Below are 13,794 nucleotides of genomic sequence, written 5' to 3' on the forward strand. Positions count from 1 at the left end.
ACTTTTTGTATTTGACTATTTACATAAAATATGGAATACTTAAATTATATTACTTTAGTGAGAGAAATTATGAACATTGATGATTGGGCAAAAAGATTTGTTGATGATATGGAAAGAAACTTGTTGGAAAAAAAACTGTTAGATAAAAGATTTAATGCGGTAGAAATTGTGAATACTAATGATTGGGAAAAAATATTTGATGCGATAGAAAGTGACAACAGCTTAAGTGAGCATAATGTAATCGATAAAATAAAGGAAAAATTACAAGATACATCTATTGTATACAAATTGTGGGAAATGGATAACTTTAATATAAATTATAAATTCACTATGCAACATATGTACAGTTCTTCAAAAAAAAGCTTGCTGGATATGTCTGCTGTACACGTGTATCCAAAAATATTACGAGCTCTATTGGATAAAGGAGCTAATAACGAAAATGCTTTAGATTCATACATGGGTACAACTTATATTAACTCTGATAGGCCGAACACTTTTTATACTCCTTTATCAGATAGTCGTAAAGAGGTAACAGAGCTCCTAATAACACATGAAATTAAGTTAAAAGCCTCCGAGGCAAAAAAGCCAAATTTCTCTACTCGTGATATTTTTGGAGACAGAATCAATTCTGATTTTGAAGAAGAAATGTCGGAATATTGGGATAGGTGTCTAGATGAAGTAGAAAAAATGAAAAAAGAAAAGATTGGTAATAATGTTACATTCTATGATATTTTGACAGGGAAGAATGATGAATTAGCATCTCACGTACGAAAGGCAAAAGCGTTGGAAGATGACTATAAAAGTAAATTTCCTATATATGCTAACGATCTAGAACGTCAATTCAAAATAGGAAATCAGAGACTGGATGCTTTAAAAGATACACTAGTAACTGAGGTTACAGGTAATGAAGGGTTACAAGAAGCTGTAGTAGGTAATCAAGATTTAAGAACTGCAGTAACAAACACTTTGAAGGATGATGGAAATTTTCAAGCTGCTGTAAAAAGAGATCATGATAAAGAAGCACGTAAGTCTTTAGAAATTGGTATCATTTGTGGTGTTATAGCTGCATTGGCAGTCGGTGTTGGGTGTGGTGTTGCCGGCGTTCAATTATCAGTATTAGCTATAGCTGGCATAGCTGTAGCTGCTGCGTTGGCAGTTGGGATTGTTGCTGGTGGTATTACATATGCAGTATTAAAACCTAGTAATAAACTAGATGAACCAGACTCAAACAAAGCAGCGAGTGTTGCTCATACCAATTCTCATTGTTGGTCATTCAAATAGGATACATAGCAGAGTTGTTTAATTGTGGAGTAGGTAAGAGAAGTAATAAATTTACACAAAGCACTCTCAAGCAAAGCAATAGTATCGTATATTTTATTGCGCAAAATGTTCTGTTTTACATACAACCAAAGCCTCTCAACTGGATTGAGTTCAGGTGAGTATGGTGGTAGGTATATAATCTCAATATTTTTAGGTACCTTTAAACTTTTCGACTTATGCCAACTAGCACAATCCATAACAAGAAAGGCTTCTCGTGGTCCCAAATATTGAGACATTTGCTCAAGAAATATATTCATACAATCAGTGTTGACGTTCGGTGCAAACAAGCTAGAATTCTCCCCATTTCTAGGATTAACTGCACTGTAGAGATAAAAATTTTCCCTACCTAATTTTACCTTAACTTTTGTTCTGACGCCTTTTTTAAACCATCCATGCCCGGTCTTTGAATGTGTGCCAAACCTGGATTCATCAAAGAAAAATAGCTCTTTTTCTGGATACTTACTAATAGCTCCATTGAGATTTTTTTTTGAATTCCTCTTGTTTACCTCTATCTTGTACATTATGAACCGGTCTTGGTGTAATATATGAGAATTTCATCTTTTGCATATGGCGGTGTACTGTTGATTTGCTGATATTTAAGCCGAACTTTTCCTGGATTCTTATTCTCATTTCTTTAATGGTAACATTAGGATTTTCTTCTACCCATGCTTCAATTTGCTGTAGTTGAGCATGATTTAATTTAGTTTTTCTACGACGTTGGGGAGGAGCAAACAGTTTTTCTTCTCTGCCAAATTTCAAGAGTTTTACCCACGAAGTTAGTGCACTTCTTGAAATGCAATATATTTTTGCTACAGCCGTTATACTGTACTTTTTTGCTGCAATTACAGCATTTAATTTTTTCGAAACATATGCATTATTCCTTACTTTCTTCAGCATTTCTTTTGCTCACTTTTTCATCCAATAATTTTGATCTTAATGCCATTTATACCTCAACTATTTTACTTACTTCATTATGGCTTTTCTTCCATTGTTGTCCATCTGTTTGCCCTGTAATGGGAATTGGTATTAGGTATTATTTTAGTAATGTAGGAAGCTACATTGAACTTTTCAATTATTTGAATGTAACAAGAGCTGATATTGTATACGAAGCTGGCTATGACAGTGTTCCTGAGCAGATAAAGCTAGGTATTATGCAGCATGTTTCTGCTCTTTACAAAAATCGTGAATCGGAGGTAAGTAGCCATTTGTCTGAAGTGAAGAAGGTGTACTCTCCGTTTCGCGAAGTGCGAGTTGTTTTGTAGGTAGGTATTACAGTAATTGCTGGCCACAACTGTATGAACATTTGTTTGCGAAGGCAGTATGTTAAACGTTATAGCCAGTTTTGCTCAAACACAAAGGTGTCATCCCAGTGCTTGACACTGGGATCCAGTTTTTATTACCTGGTGCGCTCATTTAGAGTTAAGTTTCCTGGATTCCAGTGTCAAGCACTGGAATGACACCATCATAAAGGAACAAGTGTCAGCTACTTGCATCTGCAAATTGCAATGTTCGTACAGCCGTGTGCGTGACATCAGTAAACCTTATCTGTCGAGGGTTAATCATGGAAAAAATTCAAGCTATAAACGAGTTGTACAGTAGCATTTATGAAGCACTAAAAGCAAACTCTGATTTAAGGAAATATGTTACTAATACCAATTCCCATTACACGGCAAACAGATAGACAATAATAGAAGACAAGCCATAATGAAATAAGTGAAATAGTCGAGGTATAAATGGCACTAAGATCAAAATTATTGGATGAAGAAGTAGTAAAATCAGCAAAAAAAATGCTGAAGAAAGTAAGGAACAATGCATATGTTGCAAAAAAACTAAATGCTGTAATTGCAGCAAAAAAGCATAGTATAACGGCTGTAGCAAAAATATATTGCATTTCAAGAAGCGCACTAACTTCGTGGATAAAACTCTTGAAATTAGGCAGAGAAGAAAAATTGTTTGCTCCTCCACAACGGCGTAGAAAAACTAAATTAAATCAGGCTCAACTACAGCAAGTTGAAGCATGGGTAGGAGAAAATCCTAATATTACCATTAAAGAAATGAGAATAAGAATCCAGGAAAAGTTCGGCTTAAATATTAGCAAATCTACAGTACACCGCTATATGCAAAAGATGAAATTCTCTTATATTACACCAAGACCAGTACACAATGTACAAGATAAAAGAAAACAAGAGGAATTCAAAAAAAAATCTCAACGAAGTTATTGGCAAGTATTCTGAAAAAGAGCTGTTTTTCTTCGATGAATCGCGGTTTGGCACACATTCAAAGACCGGGCATGGATGGTTTAAAAAAGGCGTCAGAACAAAAGTTAAGGTAAAATTAGGTAGGGAAAATTTTTATCTCTACAGTGCAGTTAATCCTAGAAATGGGGAGAATTCTAGCTTGTTTGCACCGAATGTCAACACTGATTGTATGAATATATTTCTTGAGCAAATGTCTCAATATTTGGGACCACGAGAAGCCTTTCTTGTTATGGATTGTGCTAGTTGGCATAAGTCGAAAAGTTTAAAGGTACCTAAAAATATTGAGATTATATACCTACCACCATACTCACCTGAACTCAATCCAGTTGAGAGGCTTTGGTTGTATGTAAAACAGAACATTTTGCGCAATAAAATATACGATACTATTGCTTTGCTTGAGAGTGCTTTGTGTAAATTTATTACTTCTCTTACCTACTCCACAATTAAACAACTCTGCTATGTATCCTATTTGAATGACCAACAATGAGAATTGGTATAACATTTATGACTACTTACCTAAACAGGTCACCATTCCTTACCTAAGATTGCGCGTAGTGAATTATAATAACCTGCATATGCTGTCCAATTTTGCTACAAAGGCAAGATTTTCATGCGACATATATACCTATCATATAGGCAGTATGTTTGCCATTATAAGGCATATTAACTTGATACTTAAGAGTATTGAAGGTTTTAATAATGAGGCCATTTTAGAAAGTAATTGTGCTATGGATCAGCACGATGAAATTTTACATTCAACAATTAATTTTGATATTTTAATAAAAGGAGGTGATAATGAGCAAATTACAGCTAAAAATTAAAGATCATGACAATAATTTTATCGTGTTAAATAATATACGAAACCTAAGGTTTACTTTGCGTAATAACAGAGAAGAGGTAAAAGATATTTCTTCTTTTGGCTGGAGAAAAGTATTGGATTCTGCTGGAAGCAGACACATTACGATAAAAATTAATGGAATTTTAGACTCTGTATTAGCTGATGAATTATTACGTAATTCTGCTATACTAAACTCTAATAATGATTATGAAATCAGTTTTAACACTAAGGAAAAGATTAGGCTCAGATGTTCAGTTGAATTGTATGAGAGGTATTATGACCCCGCTGCTTTTGACAGTTTTACTGTAGTTTTAGCCAGTGCTGAAGTTGTAAACGCTTTTCATTAATGTTAATTTAATTTTTTCATATATAATACTAACTGGTGAGAATTTTAACTAAATTAAAAAAATCATGAACGATGAAGACCTTTTCGAGGAAGACGGTGATGATATTGAAGAAAATAACGATGATAAAAGAGAGAAAAGTTTAGAAAATGAAAATCAGCAAAATCAAGAAGAGCAACACAAAGAGGAAGATAAGCAATACATAATACAGTATATTCAAGACTATTTAAAACTTTTTGAGGATATTTTAAGTCAAATTGATGAAGGAATCGATAATTTAGATAGTTACGAAAGGACTATGCAAATAAAGCGAAGCATAGACAGGCTCATAGAGACTTTATATAGTCAGGCTGCGTCTGAAGATATTGATGCAGAATTTGAAACCACAAAGCATACTCGCGATAAATCAGAATCTATGAAAAGAGTTAGAGAGAAAAGAAGGAAGCAAGCGATAGAAGAAGTGTTAAGTAGCATGTTTGCCCAGCAACAAAAGGAGCTAATGAACGCTAAACACTTAAGTCATGGACATGAAGCAGCAAGTGACGGAGATATTCAAAAGGCACGAATGAAGTCTTCAATCAGGGGAGTGCTATTTTCAGTTATTGCTCATAGGATGGACCCAAGAAGGAGAGCAGGAGAAACTGCTGACGATAACGAAAAACAAGCTCATATATATGGCAGGGAAGCAGTTGGTGGAGCTTTAGGTGCATTGTTAAAAACATTTTTAACAGCAGTTACTGCTGTTGTGCGCGAAATTGCTAAGCCACTTCAGCATATCAGCAAACAGGAAACATCTTTTGCAAAACAAGTTGAAGAAAGCAGAAACGCAGATTCACAAAAAGGTCGATCTGTGTAGACTTTTCCTTGTAATAATCTTTCGATTCTACTGTCTGTTAATTCATAATTAGGGTTATATAGCTAACTGAAAAAAGGTTACCCCAGAAGGGATAAAAAGGTATAAAATGGCTTTAGATAAGGTAGAATGATGCCAAAGTGAGGATCTGAGGGAACGTGTTTTGAAAGTAGTAGACGAGAAAAAAAATGACTATGGAGAAGATAAGCAAGAGAAAAGATAATTGAAAAATTTGGCAATATGTGCAAAGACAAAGATACTCGCCGGATTTAAATCCTTACTATTACCTGTTATTTTAATTGTGTGAAATTTAGTTTTGTGTTTCGTAATATTATACAATCAAATTGATAAAAGCTGTATTATCTCCTTGCAGCATTAAGTGTATATTTTTTGCTATTTTTTCCACTAAGGGAGTAACATTATCAAAATTTGAAAATTTTGATAACACATAATCTGCTAAGCTTCTTTGATCTTCAGGTCTACCCACTCCAAATCTCAAGCGCCAATAATCGTTGCCAATAAAACTATCTATGGATTTAAGTCCATTATGGCCAGCAGAGCTACCACCTTTCTTTATTTTTATTCTTCCAAGTTCCAAATCAGCGTCATCATGTATGACAACGATATTATCTAGCGATAATTTGTAAAAGTTTCGTATTTTTGCAACAGGAATGCCTGAATTATTCATAAATGAATAGGGCTTTATTAACATGATTTTATTATCATTAATTATGCCAGAGGTTATTAGATAATCGGCTTTTTTAGAAAACGACTGGAAATTCCAATATTTGTAAATTTTATCAACTACGATGAAGCCGATATTATGATGAGTTAACTCATATTGACCACCAGGGTTACCAAGTCCAACTATCAGATGCACTATTACTCTGTTTCTGCTTGAGGTTCTTCAACGTCACTATCGGCAGCAGAAATTGTAACAATAGTAAAATTTTCTTCTTCATGAGCTACAAACTTAACACCTTCTGGTAATTTTACATCGTTGATATGTATAGATTGGCCAATCATTTTACCAGATAAATCAACTTCTATAACCTGAGGTATTTTATCAGGAGAGCATTTAACAGTAATAGAACGACACAAAACATTAAGCACTCCACCTAACTTGATCCCTGGAGCTTTACTTTCATTCACAAATGATAGAGGTATGTCTATTTTAATTTCGCTGCCTTTATCAACAAATTGAAAATCAACATGTTGCACAGTATCCTTTACTACATGCAATTGGATATCGCGAACAAGAGCATATTCCTTTTTGCCCGAAATATTCAGCTCTATCAAATGTGCAGAAAGAGAGCCTGATTTATATTGCTTTGTGAATTCCTTTGCAGACAATGTCAAATTTACATTATCATGGCCCTTTCCATATATGATTCCAGGGATGTTTCCTTTCTTCCTTAGAGAATGCATCGCTTTTGTTTTTGTTATATCACGTAACTCTGCATTAATTGTTACTATTTCCTGTTGCGTCATCGGTTACTCCTATTCAGCTAATCCTTTTAATATAATTTAATAATAATATAACATAAAAATATTTATTTCAAACTTCATTCTTTCATACTAATTGTTTGTGAAAGGATTTATTTAGATATATATTTAAGCTTATTTAACAAGAACTATGGGCATTGACGATAAAGTAGTTTTTAGGATTTATAAACCAACAAAAACTGCAACACAATCTGGTTTAGGTAATACAAATCTCTGGCACCTGAAAATTGAATCTGGTTCTTACTACATTGAACCTTTAATGGGGTGGATTGGCTCAAAAGATCCAAAAAAACAGATTGTATTAAAGTTTGATTCTCTTGAAAAAGCAGTATTCTACGCAAAAAAACGCAACGTTAAATACGTAATTGAAATGCCAAAAAATGTTAAGAGGCTGCCAAAATCTTACGCAAGCAATTTCATACTAAAGTAAGTTGCACAACAAATGGTGTTATGCAAGTAGCTGACACTGCTCTCCTTTGTCATCCCAGTGCCCAGACACTGGGATCTAGGAATTTTATTAAGTTGGTAAGCATAAAAATAGCTGTTTTACGTTAAAATACAATGTTTTTGATGATTATGGAAAGGCTGGATCCCAGTGTCAGCTACTTGCATGTATCTGTTCAGCAGAGTGGTAAAATAAGGTAGACGAGAAAAGACAACTATAGGAAGAAATGGGTGTCATTTCAGTGCGTGACACTGGTTTCCATCCAAAAGGGTGTCATCCCAGTGCCCAGACACTGGGATCCAGAAAATTTGATTGTGTACTATACAACATTTTCGATCAAAAGCTGGATTCCAGACTGGAATGACATCACAGGGGCACTGGAATTTTTGTTTCAATATTTGTACATTAACCATGCATCTGAACAGACAATGGCGTCAACTTAAGGAAAAATATCGGTGATAGTGTATAAAATTTCTCTCTAAAATTTTTACCATTAAATTACCTAAAAGCTGCAATAAATAGCACTTTTGTTGCTGTTTTATTTCAACAAAGAAGTCTAAAATGTGTCCTTAAGTTGACGCCATTGTCTGTTCAGATGCATGGTTAATGTACAAATATTGAAACAAAAATTCCAGTGCCCCTGTGATGTCATTCCAGTCTGGAATCCAGCTTTTGATCGAAAATGTTGTATAGTACACAATCAAATTTTCTGGATCCCAGTGTCTGGGCACTGGGATGACACCCTTTTGGATGGAAACCAGTGTCACGCACTGAAATGACACCCATTTCTTCCTATAGTTGTCTTTTCTCGTCTACCTTATTTTGCCACTCTGCTGAACAGACAATGGCGTCAACTTAAGGAAAAATATCAGCGATAGTGTATAAAATTTCTCTCTAAATTTTTTATCATTAAATTATCCAAAGAGTGCAATAAACAGCACTTTTGTTTCTGTTTTATTTCAACAAAGAAGTCTAAAATGTGTCCTTAAGTTGACGCCATTGCCTGAACGGATACAAAGTAAGTTTTATTGTGATGTGCTCATCTGTAAAAAATAAGACTTAATCTCACTGTTGATCATGGATTTTAAGTTGTGCTAGCACACTGCGGCCATTTAAAGAGTCAAGATTTTTAACCTGGCTAGCCAGTATTAAAGAGTTATTTTTTAGGTATTTCTTTACAAGGCTTGCAAGTCTTTTTGGATTATTCAAATAGCTCCACTCTGCTTGTAAAACTTTTATATCACTTTGTACTAAATTAATTTCACTTTTTATTTTTATTAGCTCTCTATTTAACGACTGAACATGTAATTTTACCTTAAATAGTCCTACAATGCTAAGAAAAAACATAACTATTGAGATGATGCAGAAAGTTCTCACGACAACTTCTGTATAGCTCTTAGTTTTGCTGAGCGTGAACGCGGATTTGCACTTACTTCTTCTATACTTGCTTCGATCACTTTTTTATTTAGCAGAGAGAATGTCTTGCAATCAGTAGCACATAAATCTTTAAAAAAAGTTTTGACTATACGATCTTCTAAGGAATGAAAGGTGACGACAATTAATTTGCCATTCTCACTTAAAATCTCAGATGCAGCTTTAATGCCCCTCTCAAGTTCTCCCAGCTCATCGTTTACCCATATTCTGATTGCCTGAAATGTTCTGGTTGCAGGATCAATTTTGCTTTTTCCACGAAATACCACGGAACGTACAATATCCGCAAGCTCAAATGTAGTTTTGATAGTTTTTTTCTTCCGTGCACTTACTATTGCTCTTGCGATTTTGCGAGAATGACGTTCGCCTCCGTAGTTATATATAGTATTTGCGATTTCTTCTTCGCGTAAAGCGTTAACAAACGTTGAAGCGTTTATATAAGAAGAGTTATCCATGCTCATATCGAGTGGACCATCATGTAAAAATGAGAACCCTCTATCTCCGTTATCAAGCTGCATAGATGAAACTCCGATGTCAAAGACCACTCCGTTTGATGTCATTTCAGCGCGTGACCAGTTATTTTTTCCAGTATCAAGTACTGGGATGACAGGAGATGACTCAACGCTGCTTAGTATACTTTTAATATTACTAAACTTCTCAATGAATAGTTTTATTCTATCGGGATATCTAACGCTTAAATCATCATAAAACTTAGTTACCGTTTCATCTCTATCAATTGCATATACCTTGCAATCAGCTGACTCCAATATTGCTTTGCTATACCCTCCAGCTCCAAATGTGGCGTCCACGTATATACCACCATCCTGCGGTGATAGTAGTGATAGCATCTCTTTTAACAAAACTGGAGTGTGTGTCATATCAAAAAATTTAAGTACAGTTGGTGTAGATATCCTACTCTACTCTTCACATCAATTTTATTTATGTACATAGATTTTCTTGCCAAAATATGGTATCTTATCGGAATATATGAGCAATAATATTAAAATTAAGGTTTAATATTGTTAATATAATATTCACATAACGTTCACATTTTTTTTTATATATAAGATCAAACAGGCTATAGGGAAATTATGCAGCAAATAACAAAAGTAATATTTTCAAGTTTGATTTGTAACACTTTATTGTGGTATGACCACATGCTTTTTGGCCACTTAATAAACATAATAGGTGGTGTGTTTTTTCCATCGGATGATCAACTAACCAGCGTATTGAAGGCTTTTGGAGTGTTTGCAGTGGGTTTCTTAATGAGACCAGTCGGCGCTGCTATATTTGGTCACATTGGTGATAAACATGGCAGAAGAGTTGCCTTATTGCTCTCGATTATATTAATGACTTTATCAACTGTATTAATTGCTTTTGTTCCAGGTTATCAAAGCATCGGAATACTAGCATCAATTCTGGTAGTTTGTTTAAGGCTATTGCAGGGTATATCCCTTGGAGGAGAAGCAGGAAATGCACCATTTTTAATAGAACATGCTCCTAAAAACAAAAAAGGATTTTTTGGCAGCATTGAAGTATTAAGCGCAATTTTTGGTTCAATATTAAGCCTGATAGCGGTACTCATATGCAAAAAAGTATCTGATTTTGAATCTTGGGGGTGGAGATTACCTTTCATTTTCAGTTTAGCAATGGGATTAATCAGCATATATATGAGATATATACTTGATGAAAGCCCAGAGTATAAAAGACAAAAAAATCCGTCTAAATTGCCATTAAAAGAGTTATTAAACAATTACAAAAAGCCTGTTCTAATATCAATAGGTATTGACTTGGTTGAAAATGCGTCTCTCTATATATATTTGGTATTTTTCAATGTGCTTACGAATAAAATATTAACAGTAAATACTCATTTTAATCATATAGTGGAAATACTGAGTCAAATTGCGCTCGGAGGATTGACAGTATTGTTTGCAATACTTTCTGATAAGGTAGGAAGAGAAAAAGTTATGAAGTTTGCATTTATAGCTTTTGTAATAGTGAGTTATCCAGTTTTTTCAATGTTATGTAGTGGCAATTACTTGCTGGCACATATTCTTTTTATAATTCCAATAGCTGCATCGCTTGGGCCTGTTAGTGCACTGATGTGTGAATTATTCCCAACAAAGGTGCGATATAGTGGATTTGGTTTATCAAGAAATATAGCTGCTGGATTTTTTGGTGGCCTTGCACCATTTATATGCACAACAATTATCAAGGTTACAGGACAAGAGACTTCAGCTAGTTTTTACATGATTTTCTGTGCATTAATTGGGCTAGTTGCTATATCGCAAATTAAGGATTAGCTTTCTTCAAGATCCAAGTATAGTTGCAGTATAGCAGAATTAAAAAAAATCTAACTATAAGGTGGGAAATGCCAATTCTTAGGTGATAATGTGAATATTTCAGCACCATCTTTAGTTACTCCGAGCGTATGTTCAAATTGAGCAGAAAGTGAAAGATCGCGTGTTGTCACTGTCCAGTCATCGAGTTTACTGAGCAGAGTCTCATGTTTTCCAGCATTAATCATTGGCTCTATTGTAAAAAACATACCTTCCTTCAAGATGAGATTTTCACCTTGATCATAGAAATGCACTACATTTGGTGGAGCATGAAAGACTTTTCCTATACCATGTCCGCAGTAGCTGCGTACGATAGAATATCCAAAATCTCTAATATATTTCTCTATAGCAAGCCCTATTTCATTTAACTTATTGCCGGGTTTAACTTGTTTAATTGCTTCCATCAATGCATGATAAGTAGCGTCACACAAACGTTTTGCTTTTATTGATGGCTTGCCAACCCAAAACATGCGACTTGTATCACCATGCCAACCATTTAAAATCACCGTGACATCAATATTTAAAATATCTCCATCTTTAAGCGGTTTATCATCGGGAACACCATGACACACAACTGCATTTTTTGAAGTGCAAATCGATTTTGGATACCCCCTATAGTTTAGTGGTGCTGGAATTGCACCTGCATTAATTATAAAATCATGACACAGATCATTTAACTCATTAGTTGTTACCCCTACCTTTACGTACGGTGCAATGAAATCAAGAGTTTCAGCAGCAAGCCTGCCAGCCTTGCGCATAAATTCAAAATCTTCTTGTGAGTGTATAGTTATGTTCATATTATGAAAATAAGCCCTATGGACCCTAGTGTCAAGTCATTTGTATGAAAGGTGGTCAAGGTAGATATGATTCTCAAAACCACCTCTCTCTTGTTTTTTAGAGATACGCTTTTCTTCAATTTGTTCTATAGATAGTCCACTTTCTTTGCCTAATGCATGTATGACCTCAAGTAAATCAGCTAACTCTTCAAGGGTTTCATCTGAGGTTTTAGAGGCAATAACTTCCTTTGCTTCTTCTAAAAGTTTATCTTTGAGACGTTCAATGTATTCATCTTTTTCCATCACCCTCTCATAAACAATAATTCCGTGGGAACGTATAATTTCAGTCATATGATCACGAACAAGTTTATTAATTTTGAAACAATGTTTTTTATTCATAATGTTTCCTTTGATAGATATAAGAATTTCATTCAATAAAATTAAACTGTAACTTTTGATTTAACCCAATGGTACAACTTACTTATTTTACCATCTTGACCGAGCATTCCAGAGTTATTCTTATAAAAAGTGTCAACTATTAGCTTTATAGAACCTATAGCAGCAGAAAATACAGGATTTTTATCATATTCGCCATCAAGACCGCTACAAGACTCAGGGCACCCAATTCGAACTTGCTTATTGAATATATAGCCTGCAATTTCCTTCATGCTTGTGAGTTGACTAGTTCCACCTGTGATCACTACTTTATTAATTGGATCTTTCTGCTCTTGAAATTGCTCTCTTACCATTTCAAGTATTTCTTCAACTCTTGGTCTTATGATGTTAATAAGCTCAGATTTGAATACTTGAGTAGGTTCATCATTTTCGTTGTTTTGCATTGTAATGTACTCATTCTCATCTATTGAAGTTACGATAGTGCTGCCATACAGTATTTTTATATACTCTGCACGTTCTATGCTTGTGCATAGCCCGTAAGCAATATCTCGAGTGATATGAACACCACCAATTGGAACGCTGCTTGCATACACAAGTTTCCCTCTTTTGAAAATTCCAATTGCAGTGCACCCACCGCCTATATCAACAATAGCAGTCCCGAGCTCTTTTTCATCTTCACTGAGACACGCAAGACCTGCAGAATATGCAGAAGCAATACAACCTGCCATATTTAATCCACCATTATTGGTAATACAGTTTTCAATATTGGTAAGCGCTGGACGCGAAGCAGTGACAACATTAACATCAGCAGATAGTCTTTTTCCGTACAATCCACCAACTTCTTTTATGTCAGTCATGTCATCTAAGTGATATTTCAGTGGTATATTGTGAATGATAACATTTTCTTCAATATATTTCTCAAACGTCTGAAAAACTACACGTTTTATATCCCGGTCAGAAATTTCATGATTAGCTGCAATAATTTCATTATGTACATTAAAAGATGAGATGCCACATCCAGCAATGTTCACATATATCTGGTCTATAGTTTCCTCTGACACTTGCTCAGCTAAACCTATAGTTGATGAGATGGAGTAATTTGCGTGTTTTACATTAGTTATCGACCCACCGTTTACACCTTCTGCAATCTTATAGCCCGTTCCTGTCACTTTATAGCTGAAGTTGCCATTTATTTTAACGATTAGACAAATAATCTTTGTTGTACCTATGTCTAAAACAGCAAAAACGTTTCTCTTTGGTTTTGCTATTACTGCAGAGTACATTAGTT

18 protein-coding genes and 2 pseudogenes are annotated in these 13,794 nt (G+C 34.7%); 9 read left to right on the forward strand and 11 right to left on the reverse strand.

The genetic code is table 11. The features are described 5' to 3' along the window. Positions 1 to 69 precede the first annotated feature (69 nt). A complete protein-coding gene (locus tag ACWHVF_RS02690; protein WP_128081713.1) occupies positions 70 to 1,281 on the forward strand; it encodes a hypothetical protein in 1,212 nt (403 codons plus the stop codon). Here ACWHVF_RS02690 and ACWHVF_RS02695 read toward each other — a convergent pair. Then, positions 1,260 to 2,263: pseudogene (locus ACWHVF_RS02695) on the reverse strand (IS630 family transposase). The gene ACWHVF_RS02690 and the pseudogene ACWHVF_RS02695 sit on opposite strands and share 22 nt — an antisense overlap. Before the next feature lie 70 nt (positions 2,264 to 2,333). Between ACWHVF_RS02695 and ACWHVF_RS02700 the strand changes: the two are divergent. Beyond that, positions 2,334 to 2,582 carry a head-tail connector protein gene (locus tag ACWHVF_RS02700; RefSeq protein ID WP_447933139.1) on the forward strand — a complete coding sequence of 83 codons (249 nt, stop codon included), beginning with the start codon at positions 2,334 to 2,336 and terminating at the stop codon, positions 2,580 to 2,582. Positions 2,583 to 2,643: 61 nt separating this feature from the next. Here the strand turns inward: ACWHVF_RS02700 and ACWHVF_RS02705 are convergent, their stop codons facing one another. Together ACWHVF_RS02705 and ACWHVF_RS02710 are read right to left on the reverse strand one after the other, a co-directional pair. Next, on the reverse strand, positions 2,644 to 2,733 hold the full coding sequence (locus tag ACWHVF_RS02705; protein ID WP_156488153.1) for a WPE palindromic element domain-containing protein: 90 nt from the start codon (positions 2,731 to 2,733) through the stop codon (positions 2,644 to 2,646). Beyond that, positions 2,730 to 2,852, reverse strand: a complete 123-nt coding sequence (locus tag ACWHVF_RS02710) for a hypothetical protein (RefSeq protein WP_447933140.1) — start codon at positions 2,850 to 2,852, stop codon at positions 2,730 to 2,732. The genes ACWHVF_RS02705 and ACWHVF_RS02710 overlap by 4 nt, the downstream gene beginning before the upstream one ends. Positions 2,853 to 3,053: 201 nt before the next feature. Between ACWHVF_RS02710 and ACWHVF_RS02715 the strand changes: the two genes are divergently transcribed. The 4 genes from ACWHVF_RS02715 to ACWHVF_RS02730 all read left to right on the forward strand — a co-directional run bounded on the left by ACWHVF_RS02715 (position 3,054) and on the right by ACWHVF_RS02730 (position 5,616). After that, a protein-coding gene (locus tag ACWHVF_RS02715) for an IS630 family transposase (RefSeq protein ID WP_447933057.1) occupies positions 3,054 to 4,065 on the forward strand; the annotation gives its coding sequence in 2 pieces (ribosomal slippage) (positions 3,054 to 3,515 and positions 3,517 to 4,065; 1,011 coding nt in all). Then, positions 4,052 to 4,399, forward strand: coding sequence for a DUF3168 domain-containing protein (locus tag ACWHVF_RS02720; RefSeq protein WP_447933141.1), 348 nt, complete (start codon positions 4,052 to 4,054; stop codon positions 4,397 to 4,399). Before ACWHVF_RS02715 ends, ACWHVF_RS02720 begins: the two co-directional genes overlap by 14 nt. After that, a complete protein-coding gene (locus tag ACWHVF_RS02725) occupies positions 4,374 to 4,763 on the forward strand; it encodes a phage tail tube protein (protein WP_064125517.1) in 390 nt (129 codons plus the stop codon). The genes ACWHVF_RS02720 and ACWHVF_RS02725 overlap by 26 nt, the downstream gene beginning before the upstream one ends. Positions 4,764 to 4,827: 64 nt before the next feature. After that, the gene (locus ACWHVF_RS02730; protein WP_064125516.1) at positions 4,828 to 5,616 is read left to right on the forward strand and encodes a hypothetical protein; all 789 of its coding nucleotides are present in this window, start codon (positions 4,828 to 4,830) and stop codon (positions 5,614 to 5,616) included. Between the two features lie 328 nt (positions 5,617 to 5,944). On the opposite strand, the gene pth is transcribed toward ACWHVF_RS02730, so the two are convergent. Next, positions 5,945 to 6,493 (reverse strand): aminoacyl-tRNA hydrolase, encoded by a 549-nt coding sequence (gene pth / locus ACWHVF_RS02735; protein ID WP_064125515.1) that lies wholly within the window; start codon positions 6,491 to 6,493, stop codon positions 5,945 to 5,947. A 2-nt stretch (positions 6,494 to 6,495) separates the two neighbouring features. Further along, entirely contained in the window at positions 6,496 to 7,104 is a 609-nt protein-coding gene (locus tag ACWHVF_RS02740) for a 50S ribosomal protein L25/general stress protein Ctc (protein ID WP_064125514.1), read from the reverse strand. A 145-nt stretch (positions 7,105 to 7,249) separates the two neighbouring features. Here ACWHVF_RS02740 and ACWHVF_RS02745 point away from each other — a divergent pair, with 145 nt between their 5' ends. After that, positions 7,250 to 7,549, forward strand: a complete 300-nt coding sequence (locus tag ACWHVF_RS02745) for an ETC complex I subunit (protein ID WP_064125513.1) — start codon at positions 7,250 to 7,252, stop codon at positions 7,547 to 7,549. 260 nt (positions 7,550 to 7,809) lie between these two features. Then, positions 7,810 to 8,007 carry a WPE palindromic element domain-containing protein gene (locus ACWHVF_RS02750; RefSeq protein ID WP_447933142.1) on the forward strand — a complete coding sequence of 66 codons (198 nt, stop codon included), beginning with the start codon at positions 7,810 to 7,812 and terminating at the stop codon, positions 8,005 to 8,007. Positions 8,008 to 8,133: 126 nt separating this feature from the next. Here ACWHVF_RS02750 and ACWHVF_RS02755 read toward each other — a convergent pair whose 3' ends face one another. The 3 genes from ACWHVF_RS02755 to rsmH form a co-directional block, all read right to left on the reverse strand. After that, the gene (locus ACWHVF_RS02755) at positions 8,134 to 8,331 is read right to left on the reverse strand and encodes a WPE palindromic element domain-containing protein (protein ID WP_447933142.1); all 198 of its coding nucleotides are present in this window, start codon (positions 8,329 to 8,331) and stop codon (positions 8,134 to 8,136) included. Positions 8,332 to 8,629: 298 nt separating this feature from the next. Further along, a complete protein-coding gene (gene ftsL / locus ACWHVF_RS02760) occupies positions 8,630 to 8,941 on the reverse strand; it encodes a cell division protein FtsL (RefSeq protein ID WP_007548286.1) in 312 nt (103 codons plus the stop codon). Beyond that, positions 8,938 to 9,873, reverse strand: a complete 936-nt coding sequence (gene rsmH, locus ACWHVF_RS02765; protein WP_064125392.1) for a 16S rRNA (cytosine(1402)-N(4))-methyltransferase RsmH — start codon at positions 9,871 to 9,873, stop codon at positions 8,938 to 8,940. Before rsmH ends, ftsL begins: the two co-directional genes overlap by 4 nt. A 213-nt stretch (positions 9,874 to 10,086) precedes the next feature. Here rsmH and ACWHVF_RS02770 point away from each other — a divergent pair, with 213 nt between their 5' ends. After that, the gene (locus ACWHVF_RS02770; protein WP_064125393.1) at positions 10,087 to 11,298 is read left to right on the forward strand and encodes an MFS transporter; all 1,212 of its coding nucleotides are present in this window, start codon (positions 10,087 to 10,089) and stop codon (positions 11,296 to 11,298) included. 50 nt (positions 11,299 to 11,348) lie between these two features. Here ACWHVF_RS02770 and map read toward each other — a convergent pair. The 3 genes and pseudogenes from map to ftsA all read right to left on the reverse strand — a co-directional run. After that, positions 11,349 to 12,143, reverse strand: a pseudogene (gene map / locus ACWHVF_RS02775) (type I methionyl aminopeptidase); the annotation flags it as partial. Between the two features lie 24 nt (positions 12,144 to 12,167). Then, positions 12,168 to 12,545 carry a MazG-like family protein gene (locus ACWHVF_RS02780; RefSeq protein ID WP_447933143.1) on the reverse strand — a complete coding sequence of 126 codons (378 nt, stop codon included), beginning with the start codon at positions 12,543 to 12,545 and terminating at the stop codon, positions 12,168 to 12,170. Between the two features lie 5 nt (positions 12,546 to 12,550). Then, complete coding sequence (gene ftsA, locus ACWHVF_RS02785) at positions 12,551 to 13,789, reverse strand: cell division protein FtsA (RefSeq protein ID WP_064125396.1); 1,239 nt, start codon at positions 13,787 to 13,789, stop codon at positions 12,551 to 12,553. Positions 13,790 to 13,794 lie beyond the last annotated feature (5 nt).

Source organism: Wolbachia endosymbiont of Dactylopius coccus, from assembly GCF_977011065.1.

Bases quoted from the DNA above. Each gene is read 5' to 3' on its own strand.
- ACWHVF_RS02690 (WP_128081713.1), top strand. From the start codon at position 70: ATGAACATTGATGATTGGGCAAAAAGATTTGTTGATGATATGGAAAGA.
- ACWHVF_RS02700 (WP_447933139.1), top strand. From the start codon at position 2,334: ATGGGAATTGGTATTAGGTATTATTTTAGTAATGTAGGAAGCTACATT.
- ACWHVF_RS02705 (WP_156488153.1), bottom strand. From the start codon at position 2,733: ATGAGCGCACCAGGTAATAAAAACTGGATCCCAGTGTCAAGCACTGGG.
- ACWHVF_RS02710 (WP_447933140.1), bottom strand. From the start codon at position 2,852: ATGTCACGCACACGGCTGTACGAACATTGCAATTTGCAGATGCAAGTA.
- ACWHVF_RS02720 (WP_447933141.1), top strand. From the start codon at position 4,052: ATGACCAACAATGAGAATTGGTATAACATTTATGACTACTTACCTAAA.
- ACWHVF_RS02725 (WP_064125517.1), top strand. From the start codon at position 4,374: ATGAGCAAATTACAGCTAAAAATTAAAGATCATGACAATAATTTTATC.
- ACWHVF_RS02730 (WP_064125516.1), top strand. From the start codon at position 4,828: ATGAACGATGAAGACCTTTTCGAGGAAGACGGTGATGATATTGAAGAA.
- ACWHVF_RS02740 (WP_064125514.1), bottom strand. From the start codon at position 7,104: ATGACGCAACAGGAAATAGTAACAATTAATGCAGAGTTACGTGATATA.
- ACWHVF_RS02745 (WP_064125513.1), top strand. From the start codon at position 7,250: ATGGGCATTGACGATAAAGTAGTTTTTAGGATTTATAAACCAACAAAA.
- rsmH (WP_064125392.1), bottom strand. From the start codon at position 9,873: ATGACACACACTCCAGTTTTGTTAAAAGAGATGCTATCACTACTATCA.
- ACWHVF_RS02770 (WP_064125393.1), top strand. From the start codon at position 10,087: ATGCAGCAAATAACAAAAGTAATATTTTCAAGTTTGATTTGTAACACT.
- ftsA (WP_064125396.1), bottom strand. From the start codon at position 13,789: ATGTACTCTGCAGTAATAGCAAAACCAAAGAGAAACGTTTTTGCTGTT.